The sequence below is a fragment of the Agrobacterium sp. S7/73 genome (assembly GCF_019355535.1).
Lineage (GTDB): Bacteria > Pseudomonadota > Alphaproteobacteria > Rhizobiales > Rhizobiaceae > Agrobacterium > Agrobacterium tumefaciens.
Map to the genome: position 1 here is coordinate 2,881,413 of NZ_CP072136.1, position 14,831 is coordinate 2,896,243.

13 protein-coding genes are annotated in these 14,831 nt (G+C 57.8%); 7 read left to right on the forward strand and 6 right to left on the reverse strand.

The annotated features are described in order from the left end of the window. The first annotated feature begins 48 nt into the window (after positions 1-48). Entirely contained in the window at positions 49-759 is a 711-nt protein-coding gene (locus tag J5276_RS14335) for a YoaK family protein (RefSeq protein WP_112154829.1), read from the forward strand. 12 nt (positions 760-771) lie between these two features. Here J5276_RS14335 and J5276_RS14340 read toward each other — a convergent pair whose 3' ends face one another. Then, positions 772-1,290, reverse strand: a complete 519-nt coding sequence (locus J5276_RS14340; protein WP_019564536.1) for a hypothetical protein — start codon at positions 1,288-1,290, stop codon at positions 772-774. Positions 1,291-1,367: 77 nt separating this feature from the next. Between J5276_RS14340 and J5276_RS14345 the strand changes: the two genes are divergently transcribed. Then, positions 1,368-2,006: a trimeric intracellular cation channel family protein gene (locus J5276_RS14345; RefSeq protein ID WP_003514444.1), complete on the forward strand. Its 639-nt coding sequence runs from the start codon at positions 1,368-1,370 to the stop codon at positions 2,004-2,006. Between the two features lie 174 nt (positions 2,007-2,180). Here the strand turns inward: J5276_RS14345 and J5276_RS14350 are convergent, their stop codons facing one another. The 3 genes from J5276_RS14350 to J5276_RS30370 all read right to left on the reverse strand — a co-directional run bounded on the left by J5276_RS14350 (position 2,181) and on the right by J5276_RS30370 (position 3,169). Beyond that, entirely contained in the window at positions 2,181-2,366 is a 186-nt protein-coding gene (locus J5276_RS14350) for a hypothetical protein (RefSeq protein ID WP_162632891.1), read from the reverse strand. Positions 2,367-2,628: 262 nt separating this feature from the next. Continuing rightward, entirely contained in the window at positions 2,629-3,048 is a 420-nt protein-coding gene (irrA, locus tag J5276_RS14355) for an iron response transcriptional regulator IrrA (protein ID WP_003507276.1), read from the reverse strand. Beyond that, a complete protein-coding gene (locus J5276_RS30370) occupies positions 3,038-3,169 on the reverse strand; it encodes a hypothetical protein (protein WP_003514443.1) in 132 nt (43 codons plus the stop codon). Before J5276_RS30370 ends, irrA begins: the two co-directional genes overlap by 11 nt. A gap of 195 nt (positions 3,170-3,364) precedes the next feature. Between J5276_RS30370 and fabA the strand changes: the two genes are divergently transcribed. From fabA to J5276_RS14380, 5 genes are all read left to right on the forward strand, one after another. Then, on the forward strand, positions 3,365-3,880 hold the full coding sequence (gene fabA / locus J5276_RS14360; protein WP_003514441.1) for a 3-hydroxyacyl-[acyl-carrier-protein] dehydratase FabA: 516 nt from the start codon (positions 3,365-3,367) through the stop codon (positions 3,878-3,880). Positions 3,881-3,955: 75 nt separating this feature from the next. After that, positions 3,956-5,179, forward strand: a complete 1,224-nt coding sequence (gene fabB, locus J5276_RS14365) for a beta-ketoacyl-ACP synthase I (protein WP_003514438.1) — start codon at positions 3,956-3,958, stop codon at positions 5,177-5,179. A gap of 5 nt (positions 5,180-5,184) precedes the next feature. Then, positions 5,185-5,991 (forward strand): enoyl-ACP reductase FabI, encoded by an 807-nt coding sequence (gene fabI / locus J5276_RS14370; RefSeq protein ID WP_003514436.1) that lies wholly within the window; start codon positions 5,185-5,187, stop codon positions 5,989-5,991. A 189-nt stretch (positions 5,992-6,180) separates the two neighbouring features. Next, a complete protein-coding gene (locus J5276_RS14375; protein ID WP_003514434.1) occupies positions 6,181-6,777 on the forward strand; it encodes a TadE/TadG family type IV pilus assembly protein in 597 nt (198 codons plus the stop codon). Next, complete coding sequence (locus J5276_RS14380; protein WP_003514432.1) at positions 6,774-7,367, forward strand: TadE/TadG family type IV pilus assembly protein; 594 nt, start codon at positions 6,774-6,776, stop codon at positions 7,365-7,367. The genes J5276_RS14375 and J5276_RS14380 overlap by 4 nt, the downstream gene beginning before the upstream one ends. A gap of 19 nt (positions 7,368-7,386) precedes the next feature. Here J5276_RS14380 and J5276_RS14385 read toward each other — a convergent pair whose 3' ends face one another. Further along, positions 7,387-9,153, reverse strand: coding sequence for a sulfite reductase subunit alpha (locus J5276_RS14385; protein ID WP_112154832.1), 1,767 nt, complete (start codon positions 9,151-9,153; stop codon positions 7,387-7,389). Continuing rightward, positions 9,150-14,654 (reverse strand): glutamate synthase-related protein, encoded by a 5,505-nt coding sequence (locus J5276_RS14390; protein WP_112154833.1) that lies wholly within the window; start codon positions 14,652-14,654, stop codon positions 9,150-9,152. The genes J5276_RS14385 and J5276_RS14390 overlap by 4 nt, the downstream gene beginning before the upstream one ends. Positions 14,655-14,831 lie beyond the last annotated feature (177 nt).

Here is a 14,831-nt window from a genome sequence, read left to right on the forward strand (position 1 = left end):
AGCACAGCCCGGCGCATCGGCCCGCTGTTTTCCATATCGAGCTTTTCCATGACCAGACAGAGACGCCGTAACATCATCAGGGCAAGGCGCACCGGCACCGGCATTGCGCTCGTCGCCGCCATTTCATTCATCGCCGGAATGACAGATGCGGTGGGTCTTCATCTTTCCGGCGATTTCGTTTCCTTCATGACCGGCAACACCACCCGCGCGGCCATTTCGGTGGAAGCTGGCGTTTATTCCCATGCGGCGAAACTACTCTTCGCGATCATCGCTTTCGTGGCGGGCAATGCTGGCGGTATCGTGGTCGCGCATAAATTCGACCGGAGCATCTTTGCCGTTCTCGTGGCCGTCGGGTCGCTGGTGGCGATTGCCGCATTGCTGCGCGGCGATGCTTCCGCCCTGGCGCAGTTTTATCTTGTCGTTTTCGCCATGGGGATGGTCAACGCTGCCGTCGAACATATTGAGGGGCTGCCGATCGGTCTTACCTATGTGACCGGCGCCCTTTCCCGTTTTGGCCGTGGCATCGGTCGCTATCTTCTGGGGGAGCGAAGCCTCGATTGGGGCATCCAGATCGTGCCCTGGCTCGGTATGATAAGCGGCGCAATCTGCGGGGCGGTGTTGGGCGCCACGCTGCAGTACGATGCCCTGTGGGTGGTTGCGGCAACCGTTTTTGCGGTCGCCATCGCCACACTCGTCATTCCGCGTTCGCTTCGCCACCGCTATAATCAAAGGGTCCGGATCAGGCGCATCTCGCCCTGACGGACTGCGTCGTCACTTGCGTGAGATGGTGACGAATTTCGTGCCGCGCACCCGCACCGTCATCAGGCAGGCTTCCTTGTCGGTTCGATCGCAATAACGCGGGTGCATCTTCAGTACGAAGACCATGTTGCCGAAACGTTTGATGAAATCGTAGCCGTAAATCCGGGCCGTCGCGATCATCAGATATCCGCCCTCTTTGACCTGGACGTAAAAATTGTAAGGGCAACCTTCGTCATCGCAGCTGCGGCCTTTTTCGCCATCGCAATCCAGCACGCCGTGATTGACGACGGCATCCATCAGGCCATCATTGTTGATATCCAGTCTGGTGATGAAATCATCGCCGAAGCCAGCCGTCTTGCACTCCTTGCGGAAATGATCCTTCTCATAGATCTCAGGATCGTTCACCAGCTGCTGCTGTGCCGCCAGCGCGACCGGAAACATCAAGAGGACCAGCGCCTGAAGAGCGGCAACGATAGCGATTCGCACGGCATTTTCCTTTGCATCCGTTTCGTTTATGGATGTTGCGATCATCCGGGCGACCAGCCTAGAGTTCCGTGCTTGCGCGACACTGACGCAAACGCATCCAAATTTCCGGGGGGACCTTTTCCATGACACTGCTGGGTTTTCTCGATTATGCCGGCGTTGCCGTGTTTGCCGCAACCGGCGCATTGGCCGCCTCACGCAAGCAGCTCGACCTGATCGGCTTCCTGTTTTTCGCCGCCGCGACCGGGATCGGCGGCGGCACGGTGCGCGATCTCGTGCTGGGCAGGGCGCCCGTGTTCTGGGTGTTGAACCCGACCTATATTCTGGTCTGCGTATCGGTTGCGGTTCTGCTTTTCTTCACCGCCTACCTGTTCGAATCCCGGTATCGGGTGCTCATCTGGCTCGATGCCGTCGGCCTCTCAGCCTATTGCGTCATGGGAGCCGCCAAGGGTCTGGCTGCAAGCGGCTCCGCAACCGTGGCGATCGTGACAGGCGTTTTGACAGCGACGTTCGGCGGCGTATTGCGCGATGTTCTCGCGGGAGAACCCTCCGTGCTGCTGCGCCCGGAAATCTACATCACTTGCGCGCTTTTGGGGGCCTCCATCTTCACCGGCGCTTATTTCCTCGGCGCGCCGCTTTATGTCGCGTCGGGCATCGGCGTATTGACGGCTTTCGGTGTCCGGTCCGGAGCGTTGATCTTCGGATGGACCTTTCCGCCCTATAAGGGCAAGCCCGGCAGACGGCCTGAAGATATATTGAAGTAATATAACTTACGCCTATGGCGGTCGCGCCAACTCTTGCGGTGACCCTTTAAGTTCTAGATAGGAAACAACTCCAGCGCTGAGAATACCAAACCCATAAATTCAGCATCATTTTCCTCGTCTCTAAAAGACAGCACATGACTACGGCGTTCGCTACCCAGTTCGTATTTTACATCCCTATATTTGCATTGCATTATATTCATTCATCAGTATTATTTTTGTTTTTTTAATGAAAAGCGACAATATTAAATTAATTCCATTAAAAATTCCTTTAATTTGCTCTCCACCATTGAATAATTTATAGTAATTTGTTGTGTCTTTTTCTATTTTTTCTAAAGTAGAATTTTTTTTGTTATTTTTCATAAAATACAAATCCAAAAAATAAGCCATTAATATAGAGAATTTCTTATAAAATACTTTGAAACTCAACACAACTACATAAGATAATTTACGGAAAAAATTGATCGCACGGGAACGTTGTGAATCGAAGAAGAATTAATACTTTCGGCGCGAAGTTCTGCCTCAGCCGAAAGCATAAGCCATCGAAACATTCCACAGAAATGAGCGCTGAAAACAGAAATGGCACCCGTGGGCGCCATTTACATTCCGTGATAGGGTAAAAGCTTCAACCGCGCTTGCGACGCAGGCGAATGACCACATCCACATGGGCGATTTCCATGCCTTCGGGCGCCTCTGGCAGATTGTCGATCTGGAGATTGTTGACGGGAATGTCGAGAACCTCGTTCTCTCCTTCCACGAAGAAGTGATGGTGATCGGACACGTTGGTGTCGAAATAGGTGCGCGCACCTTCGACGGCCAGAACGCGGATCAGGCCGGCTTCGGTAAACTGATGCAGCGTGTTGTATACCGTCGCGAGAGAAACGGGCACGCCGGCGGTCACCGCCTCGTCATGCAGCTCCTCGACCGTCAGGTGGCGATCACCCTTTGCAAAAAGAAGATCGCCCAAAGCAACGCGTTGGCGCGTGGGGCGCAGCCCCGAGCGCCGCAGCCTCGTCCCGATATCCAATGTGGCGTCAAATGCCATGCAATCCCATTCCAAACACAGGTGTGAAACCCATCAATTGCAATAGCATATATCTTTTGCGGTGAATGCTTTCAATAGTTTCAGCGTCGCCGAGTGTCGCAAATGGCTGCAAACCGGCCATTCTTGCAAATTTCCTCTGGTTCCTGCCGGATGGTTCCTGTATGCGGACGGCATATTGAGGTAATGACTTCTCTAAAGAAGGTTCGAAGACAAAGAATGGGGGCATAATGGCCTCTGCCCTTGCAGCGCTTCATTTTGAACCTAACTTGCTCTAGTGAAGTCGATAAACACCAGTGATTGAGGAAGTGAAAGCGGTATGGCAACGAGGCAATCAAGTTACAATTACGAGGAGATCCTTTCCTGCGGACGCGGCGAATTGTTCGGTCCGGGAAATGCCCAGCTTCCGTTGCCTCCCATGCTCATGGTTCACCGCATCACCGAAATTTCCGAAACCGGCGGCGCGTTCGACAAGGGTTTCATCCGCGCTGAATACGATGTCAGCCCAGACGACTGGTATTTCCCCTGCCATTTCCAGGGCAACCCGATCATGCCGGGTTGCCTCGGCCTTGACGGCATGTGGCAGCTGACCGGCTTCTTCCTCGGTTGGCTGGGCGAAGAAGGCCGCGGCATGGCGCTCTCCACCGGCGAAGTCAAGTTCAAGGGCATGGTTCGCCCGGAGACGAAGCTCCTCCAGTACGGCATAGATTTCAAGCGCGTGATGCGCGGACGTCTCGTCCTGGGTACCGCAGACGGATGGCTGAAGGCAGACGGCGAAACCATTTATCAAGCGACGGACCTTCGTGTGGGGCTGTCGAAGGAAAAGACCGCCTGAAGCGGACGGAATAGTCCTGGCAAACGCCGGGCGGCTTCGGTCGTCCAGCCGAAATCTTAAGAAAAGGTCCATTTCATGAGACGAGTTGTTGTCACCGGCCTCGGCATTGTTTCTTCCATCGGTGGTGATGCCGCCGAAGTCACCGCATCCCTGCGCGACGCCAAATCCGGCATTTCATTTTCACCGGATTTTGCTGAACACGGTTTCAAGTGCCAGGTATGGGGCAAGCCGTCTCTCGATCCGACCGAGCTGGTCGACCGTCGCGCCATGCGCTTCCTTTCGCAGGGCGGCGCATGGAACCACGTTGCCATGAAGCAGGCGATTGCCGATTCCGGTCTCGAGGAAAGCGACATCAGCGGCAACGAGCGCACCGGCATCATCATGGGTTCGGGCGGTCCTTCCACCCGCACCATCGTCGAAGCCGCCGATATCACGCTGAAGAACAACAGTCCGAAGCGTATTGGCCCGTTTGCCGTGCCGAAGGCCATGTCCTCGACCGCATCGGCTACACTTGCGACCTGGTTCAAGATCCACGGCGTCAACTATTCGATCTCTTCGGCCTGCTCCACATCGGCGCATTGCATCGGCAACGCCGCGGAGATGATCCAGTGGGGCAAGCAGGACGTGATGTTTGCTGGCGGCCATGAAGACCTCGATTGGTCCATGTCCAACCTCTTCGACGCCATGGGCGCGATGTCGTCGAAATATAATGAGACGCCAAACCTCGCTTCCCGCGCCTATGACGTCAACCGCGACGGTTTCGTGATCGCCGGCGGTGCTGGCGTACTGGTTCTTGAAGAGCTGGAACATGCAAAGGCGCGCGGCGCCAAGATTTACGCCGAGATCGTCGGTTATGGCGCAACCTCGGATGGTTACGACATGGTGGCTCCTTCCGGCGAGGGCGCGATCCGCTGCATGCGTCAAGCCCTTTCCACCGTCAAGGGCGATATCGACTACATCAACACCCACGGCACCTCGACGCCGGTTGGCGACAGCAAGGAAATCGGCGCGATCCGGGAAGTCTTCGGCGACAAGATCCCGCATATCCAGTCGACCAAGTCCCTCACCGGCCACTCGCTGGGCGCAGCAGGCGTTCAGGAATCGATCTACGGCCTGTTGATGATGCAGGAACGCTTCATCGGCGAGAGCGCGCATATTTCCGAACTCGATCCGGAATTTGCGGGCGTCCCGATTGTTCGCAGCCGCATCGACAATGCCAAGATCGACACGATCCTTTCCAATTCCTTCGGCTTCGGCGGCACCAACGCCACGCTGGTCTTCCAGCGTCATAACGGATAATTGCCATGAACGGCATCATGCAGGGTAAACGCGGCCTCATCATGGGCGTCGCAAACAATCACTCTATCGCCTGGGGTATCTCCAAGGCTCTTGCGGCGCAGGGCGCAGAGCTCGCCTTCACCTATCAGGGTGAGGCGCTCGGCAAGCGGGTAAAGCCGCTCGCCGCCGAGCTCGGATCCGACTTTATCGTGCCTTGCGATGTCGAGGATATCGCCTCGGTTGACGCGCTTTTTGCGGCAATCCGCGAAAAATGGGGTACGCTGGATTTCGTCGTGCACGCGATCGGCTTTTCCGACAAGAACGAGCTGAAGGGTCTTTACGCGGATACGACCCGCGAGAATTTCAGCCGCACTATGGTTATCTCCTGTTTCTCGTTCACAGAAATCGCCAAGCGTGCCGCCGAACTGATGACGAATGGCGGATCCATGCTGACGCTGACCTATAACGGTTCGCAGCGGGTCATCCCCAACTACAACGTCATGGGCGTTGCCAAGGCAGCTCTAGAAGCGTCCGTGCGTTATCTCGCTGCCGACTATGGCCCGCGCGATATTCGCGTCAACGCCATCTCGGCCGGACCGGTCCGCACACTGGCGGGCGCCGGCATTTCCGATGCGCGCGCAATTTATGCGTGGAACCAGAAAAACGCACCGCTGCGGCGGACAGCGGATATCGACGATATCGGCGGATCGGCACTTTATCTGCTGTCCAACATGTCGCGCGGCGTTACCGGCGAGTGCCACTACGTGGATTGCGGCTACAACATCACCTCCACACCCACCCTTGAGGTTCTCTCAAAAGCGGATGCGGAATAAGCTATCGTTTTTCCAGTAAGTAAAAGCCCGGCGATATGCCGGGCTTTTTGCGTTTATAGCCTGTGCCATTTTTGCGAACTGATAAAGTATAACTCGTTGGGGTAACTGAATTTAAACACCGGCTGGTTATGGTCCGCAACAAATTCAACGGTTGCGCTTGCCGCATATTCTAAAGATCGACACCGACATATGCGACTGGCCAAATTGAAGCCATTGCTGGAAAAATTCGGGCTCTCGCGTGACGGGACAGCAGCCATCGAATTCGCGATCCTGGCGCTTCCCTATTTCCTCGTCGTCTTTGCGATCATCGAAACTTTCATCGCCTTGATGGCGGAGCAAGTGGTCGTCAATGCTACCGACACGATGGCGAGGCGTCTGCGCACCGGGCAGATCAGCAGTTCGATTTCCAAAGAGGATTTTCGCAAGAGTTTCTGCAACGAAGTTTCGGTGATTATCACCTGCTCGGCTGATGAGATCAAAAAAGAACAGAAGCTTTACATAGACCTTCGCTCCTTCACCGCCTTCAAAGATATTCCAACTACGATACCTTTGAAAGCTAACGGCGAATATTACGATCTCGACACGGCGCAATTCGGCTTCAAGCCGGGTGGGCCGGACACGATCAACATGCTGCGCGTCTATTATCGCTGGCGTGTAGTCGCAGATATCATCCGACCATATCTTACCAAAATACGCCCAGCCGACGGGTCGATGCCGTCGCATTTCCTCATTGTCGCGACCGACGCTTTCATGAATGAGAAATACACCACGAGCGGGGGCTCATGATGGCAGGTCTTGTTTCCACCATCACGAACGGCCGACTTCGTTTCATCGCGCTCGTTGCACGCTTCGCAAGGGATCGCCGTGGCGTGGGTGCGGTAGAATTTGCAATCGTCTTCCCGATATTGCTTGCGCTTTATCTGACGTCCTTCGAACTCACAATCGGCTATAATACCTACAAGCGGGCAAGCAGCGCCTCCGCAACGATCAACGACCTGATCTCCAAAACAAATTCCGTCGACAAGGCTTATCTGACAAGCATGCAGGACGTAACGGCTGCCGTCTTTGCGCCTTACAGCACCAAGGGTCTGCAGCTGAAGATCAGCGGCATCAAGATCGACAAGCAGAAACAGGCGACTATCGCCTGGTCCTGGAACGAGAAAAACGCGCGGCCCTATGTGGTGGGATCACCAGTCTCCGTTCCCACACGTTTGCTTGTAGCGGACAGTTTCCTCATCCACGTCGAGCTTTCCGTGCCGCATGAATTGTTGATGTTCATGCCAGATATTTCTTCGTCCGGCGTACGATCGATCACGATCGCACGCGATTATTTCTTCAAGCAGCGCGACGCTGAGATAACCTGCTCCAATTGCTGATGCGCCTCAGCGCTTTGCTCTAATAAACATCGCGCAGATACCGTTTTTCGCGCTTCAGCCGGTTTACATAGTCGCTTGCCGCTTCCGCAGAGATGCCCGCCTCGTCAATAACGATCCGGTACAGGGCATCGTCAACATCCTTCGCCATGCGGGTCGCGTCGCCGCAAACATAGAAATGGCCGCCCTCTTCGAGCCATTGATAGAGTGCCTTGCCGTTTTGGCGCATACGGGTCTGAACATAGATCTTTTCGGCCTGATCCCTCGAGAAAGCGAGATCGAGACGGGTCAGCACGCCATCGCGACTCATCTTTCCAAGTTCGTCTTCGTAGATGAAATCCGACTGCCGGTGTTGATCGCCGAAAAACAGCCAGTTCCGGCCCTTTGCGCCCCGCGCCTGCCGTTCCTGCAAAAAAGCCCGGAATGGCGCAATGCCCGTGCCGGGTCCCACCATGATAACAGGTGCGTCATTATCCTGAGGCACGCGAAACGCCTTGTTCGGAGAGACGAAAATCCCGGCACTCTGCCCCGCTTCTACCCGGTCCGCGAGATAGGTGGAGCACACGCCGCCACGCTCGCGACCTTCGGCGCGATAACGCACGCTGGCGACTGTCAGATGCACGCTGTTGTGCGCGGCCAGAGGGCTGGAAGAGATAGAATAGGCGCGATGCTGTAACGGCTTCAGGAAAGTCACGAATTCAGCAAGCTCGAATACGGGTTTTTCACCGAGACTAAGCAGGTCGAGAATATCCTTGCTCCAGAGAAAGGCGGCAAGCTGTTCCCTGTCTCCATTCGCAAGGATGTGGCTGAGTTCATCGTGCCCTGCGCGCTTGCCGATCTCCGCGACCAGTTCACGCGACGGTGTCGATATCTCGAACATATTGAGAAGCGCATCGCCGACCGGACGGTCGAGTCCGGCGACTTCGCCATCCGCGCTCACTCCGAAGCGTTCGAGCAGCGCGCCCACTAGTTTCGGGTCGTTTAGGGGAACGACGCCCAGAGCATCCCCCGCCTCATAATCGAGACCACTTTCGCCAAGATCAAATTCGTAGTGGCGAATTTCCTTGGACGAAGCATGCCCGGAAAGAAGGCGATTGACGCTCACCTGCGCAGCATAGGGGTTCTTGCGGCTCCAGCCCTGTTTTGCCCGCGCGGGCGCCTCGGCGATCGCCGGCACAACCGCCACCTTATTGCCACCATCGATGGCGAGCGCGAGTGGCAGGGTCTCGCCGATCCAGTTGGCGGCGACATCTTCGAAATCGATATCGCAATCGATACGCGTCTTCATGCGTTTGCCGCCAAGCTGCTCGAAGCGGGTATCGATGAGCTTGCCCGCCTGGCAGAAGCCATCGTAACCGGTGTCGCCAAGCGCAAGCACGGCAAAGTTCATCTCATCCAGCCGGGGTGCGGCCTCCGTGGAAAGTGCCTCCCAGAAAAGCTGGGCATTGTCAGGCATTTCACCTTCGCCGTAGGTGGAGGTGACGACAATGACGCGCTTCATGACGCCCAGACTATCCATGGAAACATCGTCCAAGGCTGTCACCACAGGCTGCATGCCCTGGGCACGGGCGGCGTCGGCTATATCCATCGCCAGCGCCTCGGCATTGCCGGTCTGGGTGCCAAAGAGAATGTTCAGCACGCTGGCCGCCGCCTTGGGAGCGGCAGCGGCAACCGATGTGTCCATACCCATTGCTGCGCGGGAATGAAGCCCGGCCAGGAAGCCGGATAGCCAAGCGCGCTGGTCGCCATTGAAAGGGGCATCTTGAGGAATGTAAGGTATCTTCATCATGCTGCCCTGTTCTGGCTGGATGCGGTGGCAAGGTCGGGAATGGCACGCGCCGCGAAAAGCTCCTCAAAGCCCGGCAGACGACCGATCTTCTCGATGTTTTTGCGGTTCTGCTGAATGATCCAGCCATAGGTGCCGGGACTATCCACCGACCAGATGTTGCGGCGCGCAAGCGCCTGCTTGTAATCGTCAAGCCGCTTGGCGGCGATCATCACCGCAAGCTGCTCGTCATCATGATCGGAAAGCGCCTCGCGCGCATATTTCAGCAGCCGCTGCATCAGCGCATAGTCCTCCGTGAGGACGAGATTGCGCACGGCTTTTTCGATGGCGGGATCGGAAGGACCGGATGCCATCGGCAACCGTTGGAGAGCAATGGCCTGCGCCATACTCAAAACCGTGTAGTTGTTGATGAGCGCATACATGTCTTCCGTATCCGTCTCACCATAACCAGGGACGGTTCCGTTCAACACGGCCTTGCGGTCGCGATAGGCCAGCTTGAACTTCCGCACCTGATGGGCGGCAAGCGCGGATGCCAGTTCCTCCAGCAGCTCCTTGCGGGGCTTGGCTTTCAGAATTTCGTCGCTGTCCTGATAAAGCAACAGGGCGCGCGGCATGCCGTAAACGAAATTGTGCTGTTCGCTTTCCCAGTTTTCCAGAATCCATGCGGCCTTGGCCGACCCTGTTTCGTCGACATGCCAGGTCAAAAGCTGGTGAACGGCCTGATTGTGGATAGATGCCTGTTCGTCCTCGCCGGTGATGGAGCCGAGCATGATGGAATCATGGCTCACCTTCTTCAGCAGATCGCCGTAAGGGTCATATTGATAGACGAAGCCGCCGCTCATGCCGTTGCCGAAACCCTTGCCGAAACTGCCGAGGTTAAGCACAGCGCCATTGGTCATATATTCGCAGGCGAAGTCGCCCACACCTTCGACAACGGCTGTCGCACCCGAATTGCGCACCGCGAAACGGTCGCCCGCCTGCCCTTCCACGAAAGTGCGACCGCCGGTGGCGCCGAACAATGCAAAATTGCCGACGAGCACATTGCCATCAGCATCTTGCGAACCGCCACCGGGGGAGCGCACTACAATGGTGCCGCCGCAGGCGCTTTTGCCGACGCCATCATTGCAGGTACCGGTATGGACCATGACCATGCCGTCATTGCAGAAAGCGCCGAAGGACTGCCCTGCTGAACCTGATGTTTCGATGCGCACCGAACCCGCCTCCAGAAAACGGCGGCCACGGCTATCCCGCTTCACAGCCGGAAGCGCATCCGCCTCTTCGTCGGAAAGTTCGTGGTTCAGCATGCGCTCGATATCGACGGCGAGCTGGCCGCCAACACTCTTGTTGCAATTGTTGAGGAAGCGGTTGCCGCCAAGCTCGATGTTTTCCCGTCTGCTGTCGATCAGAGCCGAGCGCACGAGTTCAATGAAGGCATCGTCCAGCGCGAAGTCCTTTTCCATATAGACCGGGCTGTCGATCTTCACTTCCTCCACCACCGTAAGCATCGCCCGCAGGTCAAGCTGGCCGACGCTAGCCGGATGATCGAGGAGGTGAAGAAGATCGGAACGGCCCCGAGCTTCGCGCAGCGAGCGCAGCCCCAGTGCGGCCAATATCTCGCGGGTTTCATGGGCGATGTTCATGAGATATTGCGCCAGCGCGCGCGGATCGCCGTTGAAGGCTTCCTGATTGGTGGTGAGACCGGCGGGGCACTTGATGTTGCAGTTCTTCGCCATGACGCATTTCAACATCATCAGCGCCGTGGTGCCGAATTCGAAGCTGTCGCCGCCGAGAAGGGCCGATTTCACCACGTCGCTCGCCGTCTGGTGCGCGCCGGAGCAGCGCAGCAGCACCTTGGCACGAAGGCCCGTGGCGCAAAGCGCCTGATGCACCTCGGCGATGCCGATTTCCGCCGCGCGGCCGGTATATTTGAGGCTGGTGACAGCGGCCGCACCCGTGCCACCGGTATTGCCGGCAACGTTGATGACATCCGCACCCGCTTTCGCAACACCGACTGCAATCGTGCCGATGCCTTCCGACGAAACGAGCTTGACGATGACGCGCACGCGCGCCGCCTTGGCGTCGTGGATAAGCTGGGCCAGATCCTCGATCGAATAGGTATCATGGTGCGGCGGCGGCGAAACCAGCTCGACGCCTGGGGTGCCGCCACGGGCCGCGGCTATTTCCACCGTTACCTTGGGAGACGGCAATTGCCCGCCCTCGCCGGGCTTTGCACCCTGGCCGATCTTGATCTCTATTTCCTCCAGCATCGGGTCGGCAAGATAACCCGCCCAGACACCAAAACGGCCAGAGGCGAACTGCTTGATGCGCGAGGCGCGGATGGTGCCGTAACGGGAAATATGCTCGCCGCCCTCCCCAGAATTCGACATGCCGCCAACCATATTGGTGCCATGCGCCACCGCCTCATGGGCGGCTGCGACCAGCGCGCCATGGCTCATCGCACCCGAAGCGAGGGTCTTGGTGATCTCACTCGCCTTTTGCACAGCGTCGAGCGCAATGCTGTCAGGTGCGGTGCGGATCAGCGACAGATAGGTGAATGCTTCACCCTTCGCCCGAACCAGAAGCGCGCCGCCCTCCAGCCAATGGCCGGCAATATCCTCACCGAAACGATCGAGCAGCGACTGTCCGAGTGCGGCAAGCCGGGCAAGCTCATGACCGTGCGGGCCGGTCAATTGCAGCCGGAACGCGCCTTCCCCGCCACTTTCGCAGAGCAATCCGCGCACCATGAAGCTGTTGTTGCCACGTCTGGAAAAGCGCCCCATCTCGCGGCGGAATTCTTCGGCCGAACCGGCAAAGGTCACATCAGCCGGCAATTCCAGAACATCACGCAGGGCTGCCGGACGGCGGGCCCTTTCTTCGGCCATCATGCGTGCGAAGGCGCGGTAACCCGGCGTTACCTCGAAAGCGTCGATTGCTTCGGGCGTCAGCCGGTCGAAGCTGTTGTGATAATAGGCCGCATCGCTGAGGCCGAAAGCATCCTCCAGCCGGTTGAGCGGCAGGAGACGCAGCGCCTCTTCGTTGTCGGTTCCCTTGTCGAAACCGATCTTTTCCTCCGTCATATCGACGAAACCGCGAACCGCCGTCGTGCCATAGGAATGGCCAGCACCTTCGGCGCGCTCCTTGAAGAGACCGAGCAGCGGAATGTCGTTTTCACCCTTTACCGACAGCGCCTTGCGATGCCAATCCGACACCGCCTGCGCGATGACAGCGAAGGTAACGCCACCGACCGGGGTCTTAACATTGGGGAAATAACGCTTCAGCACAGGATCGTTGGTGTCGAGGAAGTTCGGTTCGAAGAACTCGCCGCCAATATAGCTTTCCGCCGTGCACAGCCCGACCTTGCCCATGGTCTTCATCAGCGACTTTTCAGCCGCCTTGGCAAAACGCTTGAAGGCCTTGTCAGCATCGGCACCAAATTTCTCCTCGGCACGGAACTGCACGCCGAGTGGGTAGACAGCCGAAGCCCCGAAACCAAGGCCCGCTGCGATGTGATGCGAGGAGGAAAATTGCCCACTTTCAACGATCAGGGACACGCGTAGCCGAAGCCCCTCCTCGATCAGCCGCTGGTTGATGGCGGAGACGACCATGATCATAGGCAACGCCGCACGACCTGCCGAAACGTGCCGGTCAGTGACGACGGCAATACCGCCCTCCCCGGCCGCGAAAGCCACAACCTCACCGCAGAGGCCATCTATCGCCTGACGCAAGGCCGCTTCGTTGGCACTCGCAGCATCAAAGATCGGCGTATAAAGCATCTCGAAACGACGAACTGGCGTCTCCGACTGCTCGCGAATGCGCAGCATGTCGAGATGGGTCAGGATCGGGGAGCGCACGACAATCTGCCGGGCCGCTTTCGCACCGCTATTCGGCTTTGCGCCAAGCGCCACGCGCAGCGTCATGCCATCGGCTTCACGAATGCTGTCGAGCGGGGGGTTGGTGACCTGCGCAAAGCGTTGCGAGAAATATTTGGCGACCCCGCCTTCCTGATCGGAGAGCGCGTTGATGGCATTGCCATAACCCATGGCCGAGATTTTTTCAGCACCCGACGCCAGCATCGGATCCATCAGGAACTTGAAGCTTTCCTGATTGTGCGAATAGGCGACATAACGCTGATGCCGTTCCAGATCGCCATTGTATCGAAGCGGCGATCCCTGCTTTTCGGCGGGCACCTCCGGCAAATCCGCAAGCATGACGCGCGCTTCAGACAATAGCGACGGGTAGTCCCGCCGCGCCGCCAGAAGCTCCAGCGCCTCGACGGTGGAAAAGGCGCGCCGTTCGGCGTGGTCGTAATAAAGCATGCCGCCGGCCTCGATGCGGCCGCGACGAATGACGCTTTCGGCCGGAAAGGCGATCTGCCCCGCCTCCGACATGACGCAGAGATAATCGTCTGTCTCGACGGTCCGCAGCGGGCGCAGGCCGAGGCGATCAAGCCGTGCGCCGATGACGGTGCCGTCGCCGAAAATCAGCGCAGCCGGGCCGTCATTCTTCTCCTCGTAGAGCGAGAAATATTCCAGCATCGCCTTGACGCCGGGCGAGAGCGTGTCGTCGTTTTCCCAGGCGGGCGGCATCATCGAGACGACGGCGGTGACGAGGTCGAGACCGTCTTCCATCACCCGCGCCTGCAATGTCTGGTCCAGACGGCAGCTATCAGACTGGCCCTTCGGCCGGATGATGCTTGCATTTTTCGCCAGCGCCACGGCCGCTTCCGACAGCCGGTTCTTCTTGTCAGTGTTGAGTTCGCCATTATGCGCCATCAGCCGAAAGGGCTGCGCCATGGAGGGGTGCGGATCCGTATTGGTGGAAAACCGCGTGTGGAAATACATCGTATGCACTTCATGGCGCGGATCGGTCAGGTCGCAGAAATAGGGCATGACCTCATGCGAGTTCAAACGCCCTTTCAGAACCTGCGTGCGTGCGCTGAGCGACAGCGGATAAAAACCGGCAAGTTCCGGCGCAGTATAGGCAAGCGCCTCGATAGCGAGCAGCGCCTTGTGAATACGCCAGTCGAACTCGGCAAGGGTTGCGCATTCCGCTGGGGCCGAAAAGACCCATTGCCGGATCGGCAATTGGTAGGAAATGGCGGCCGCGCGGATGGCCGCGTCATTCACCGGTACATTGCGGACGAGCAGGATCGAGAAGCCCTGTTCCTCCAGAGCACTGCCGATGATGCCGATCGCCTGGTCATGAAAAGCAGGGTTCTGCGGCAGGAAAAAATTGCCGACGCCGAACCGGCCGGCTTGCAAGGAATCGTTGTCCGTCAGCTTCCGGAAAAATGAGAGTGAAAGATCGAGCGACACGCCAGCACCATCACCCACGCCCTCCGCCGACATGCCGCCGCGATGCGGCACGGCACAGAGCGCCTCGTGACCGCGCTTCAGCACATCATGCGTCTGCACGCCGTCCTTGCGGGTGATGAAACCGACGCCACAGCTGCTTTTCTCAAAAGCCGCATCGTAAAGGCCGAATTTTTGCTCCGTCACGCTCAAGGTTCTCTCCTCTCGTTGCGCATTCCGCGCGGCATCGCCCTTTTCCCGAAACCCGGCGCGTCAGCCGGCACTCTGCGGGCGGAGCCGCAGGCGACCTGGCTGCTCCTCTTCTTTTCTGCTTATCGGCGTTTAATGGCGCGAACGGTCGTTTTGCGGCCGCCAAACGGCGTGGCGGCA

Excerpts from the sequence above, each read along its gene's own strand:
- J5276_RS14385 (WP_112154832.1), bottom strand. The coding sequence starts at position 9,153 with ATGATGAAGATACCTTACATTCCTCAAGATGCCCCTTTCAATGGCGAC.
- fabB (WP_003514438.1), top strand. The coding sequence starts at position 3,956 with ATGAGACGAGTTGTTGTCACCGGCCTCGGCATTGTTTCTTCCATCGGT.
- J5276_RS14335 (WP_112154829.1), top strand. The coding sequence starts at position 49 with ATGACCAGACAGAGACGCCGTAACATCATCAGGGCAAGGCGCACCGGC.
- fabA (WP_003514441.1), top strand. The coding sequence starts at position 3,365 with ATGGCAACGAGGCAATCAAGTTACAATTACGAGGAGATCCTTTCCTGC.
- J5276_RS14380 (WP_003514432.1), top strand. The coding sequence starts at position 6,774 with ATGATGGCAGGTCTTGTTTCCACCATCACGAACGGCCGACTTCGTTTC.
- J5276_RS30370 (WP_003514443.1), bottom strand. The coding sequence starts at position 3,169 with ATGGCCGGTTTGCAGCCATTTGCGACACTCGGCGACGCTGAAACTATT.
- J5276_RS14375 (WP_003514434.1), top strand. The coding sequence starts at position 6,181 with ATGCGACTGGCCAAATTGAAGCCATTGCTGGAAAAATTCGGGCTCTCG.
- fabI (WP_003514436.1), top strand. The coding sequence starts at position 5,185 with ATGAACGGCATCATGCAGGGTAAACGCGGCCTCATCATGGGCGTCGCA.
- J5276_RS14340 (WP_019564536.1), bottom strand. The coding sequence starts at position 1,290 with ATGATCGCAACATCCATAAACGAAACGGATGCAAAGGAAAATGCCGTG.
- J5276_RS14350 (WP_162632891.1), bottom strand. The coding sequence starts at position 2,366 with ATGAAAAATAACAAAAAAAATTCTACTTTAGAAAAAATAGAAAAAGAC.
- J5276_RS14345 (WP_003514444.1), top strand. The coding sequence starts at position 1,368 with ATGACACTGCTGGGTTTTCTCGATTATGCCGGCGTTGCCGTGTTTGCC.
- irrA (WP_003507276.1), bottom strand. The coding sequence starts at position 3,048 with ATGGCATTTGACGCCACATTGGATATCGGGACGAGGCTGCGGCGCTCG.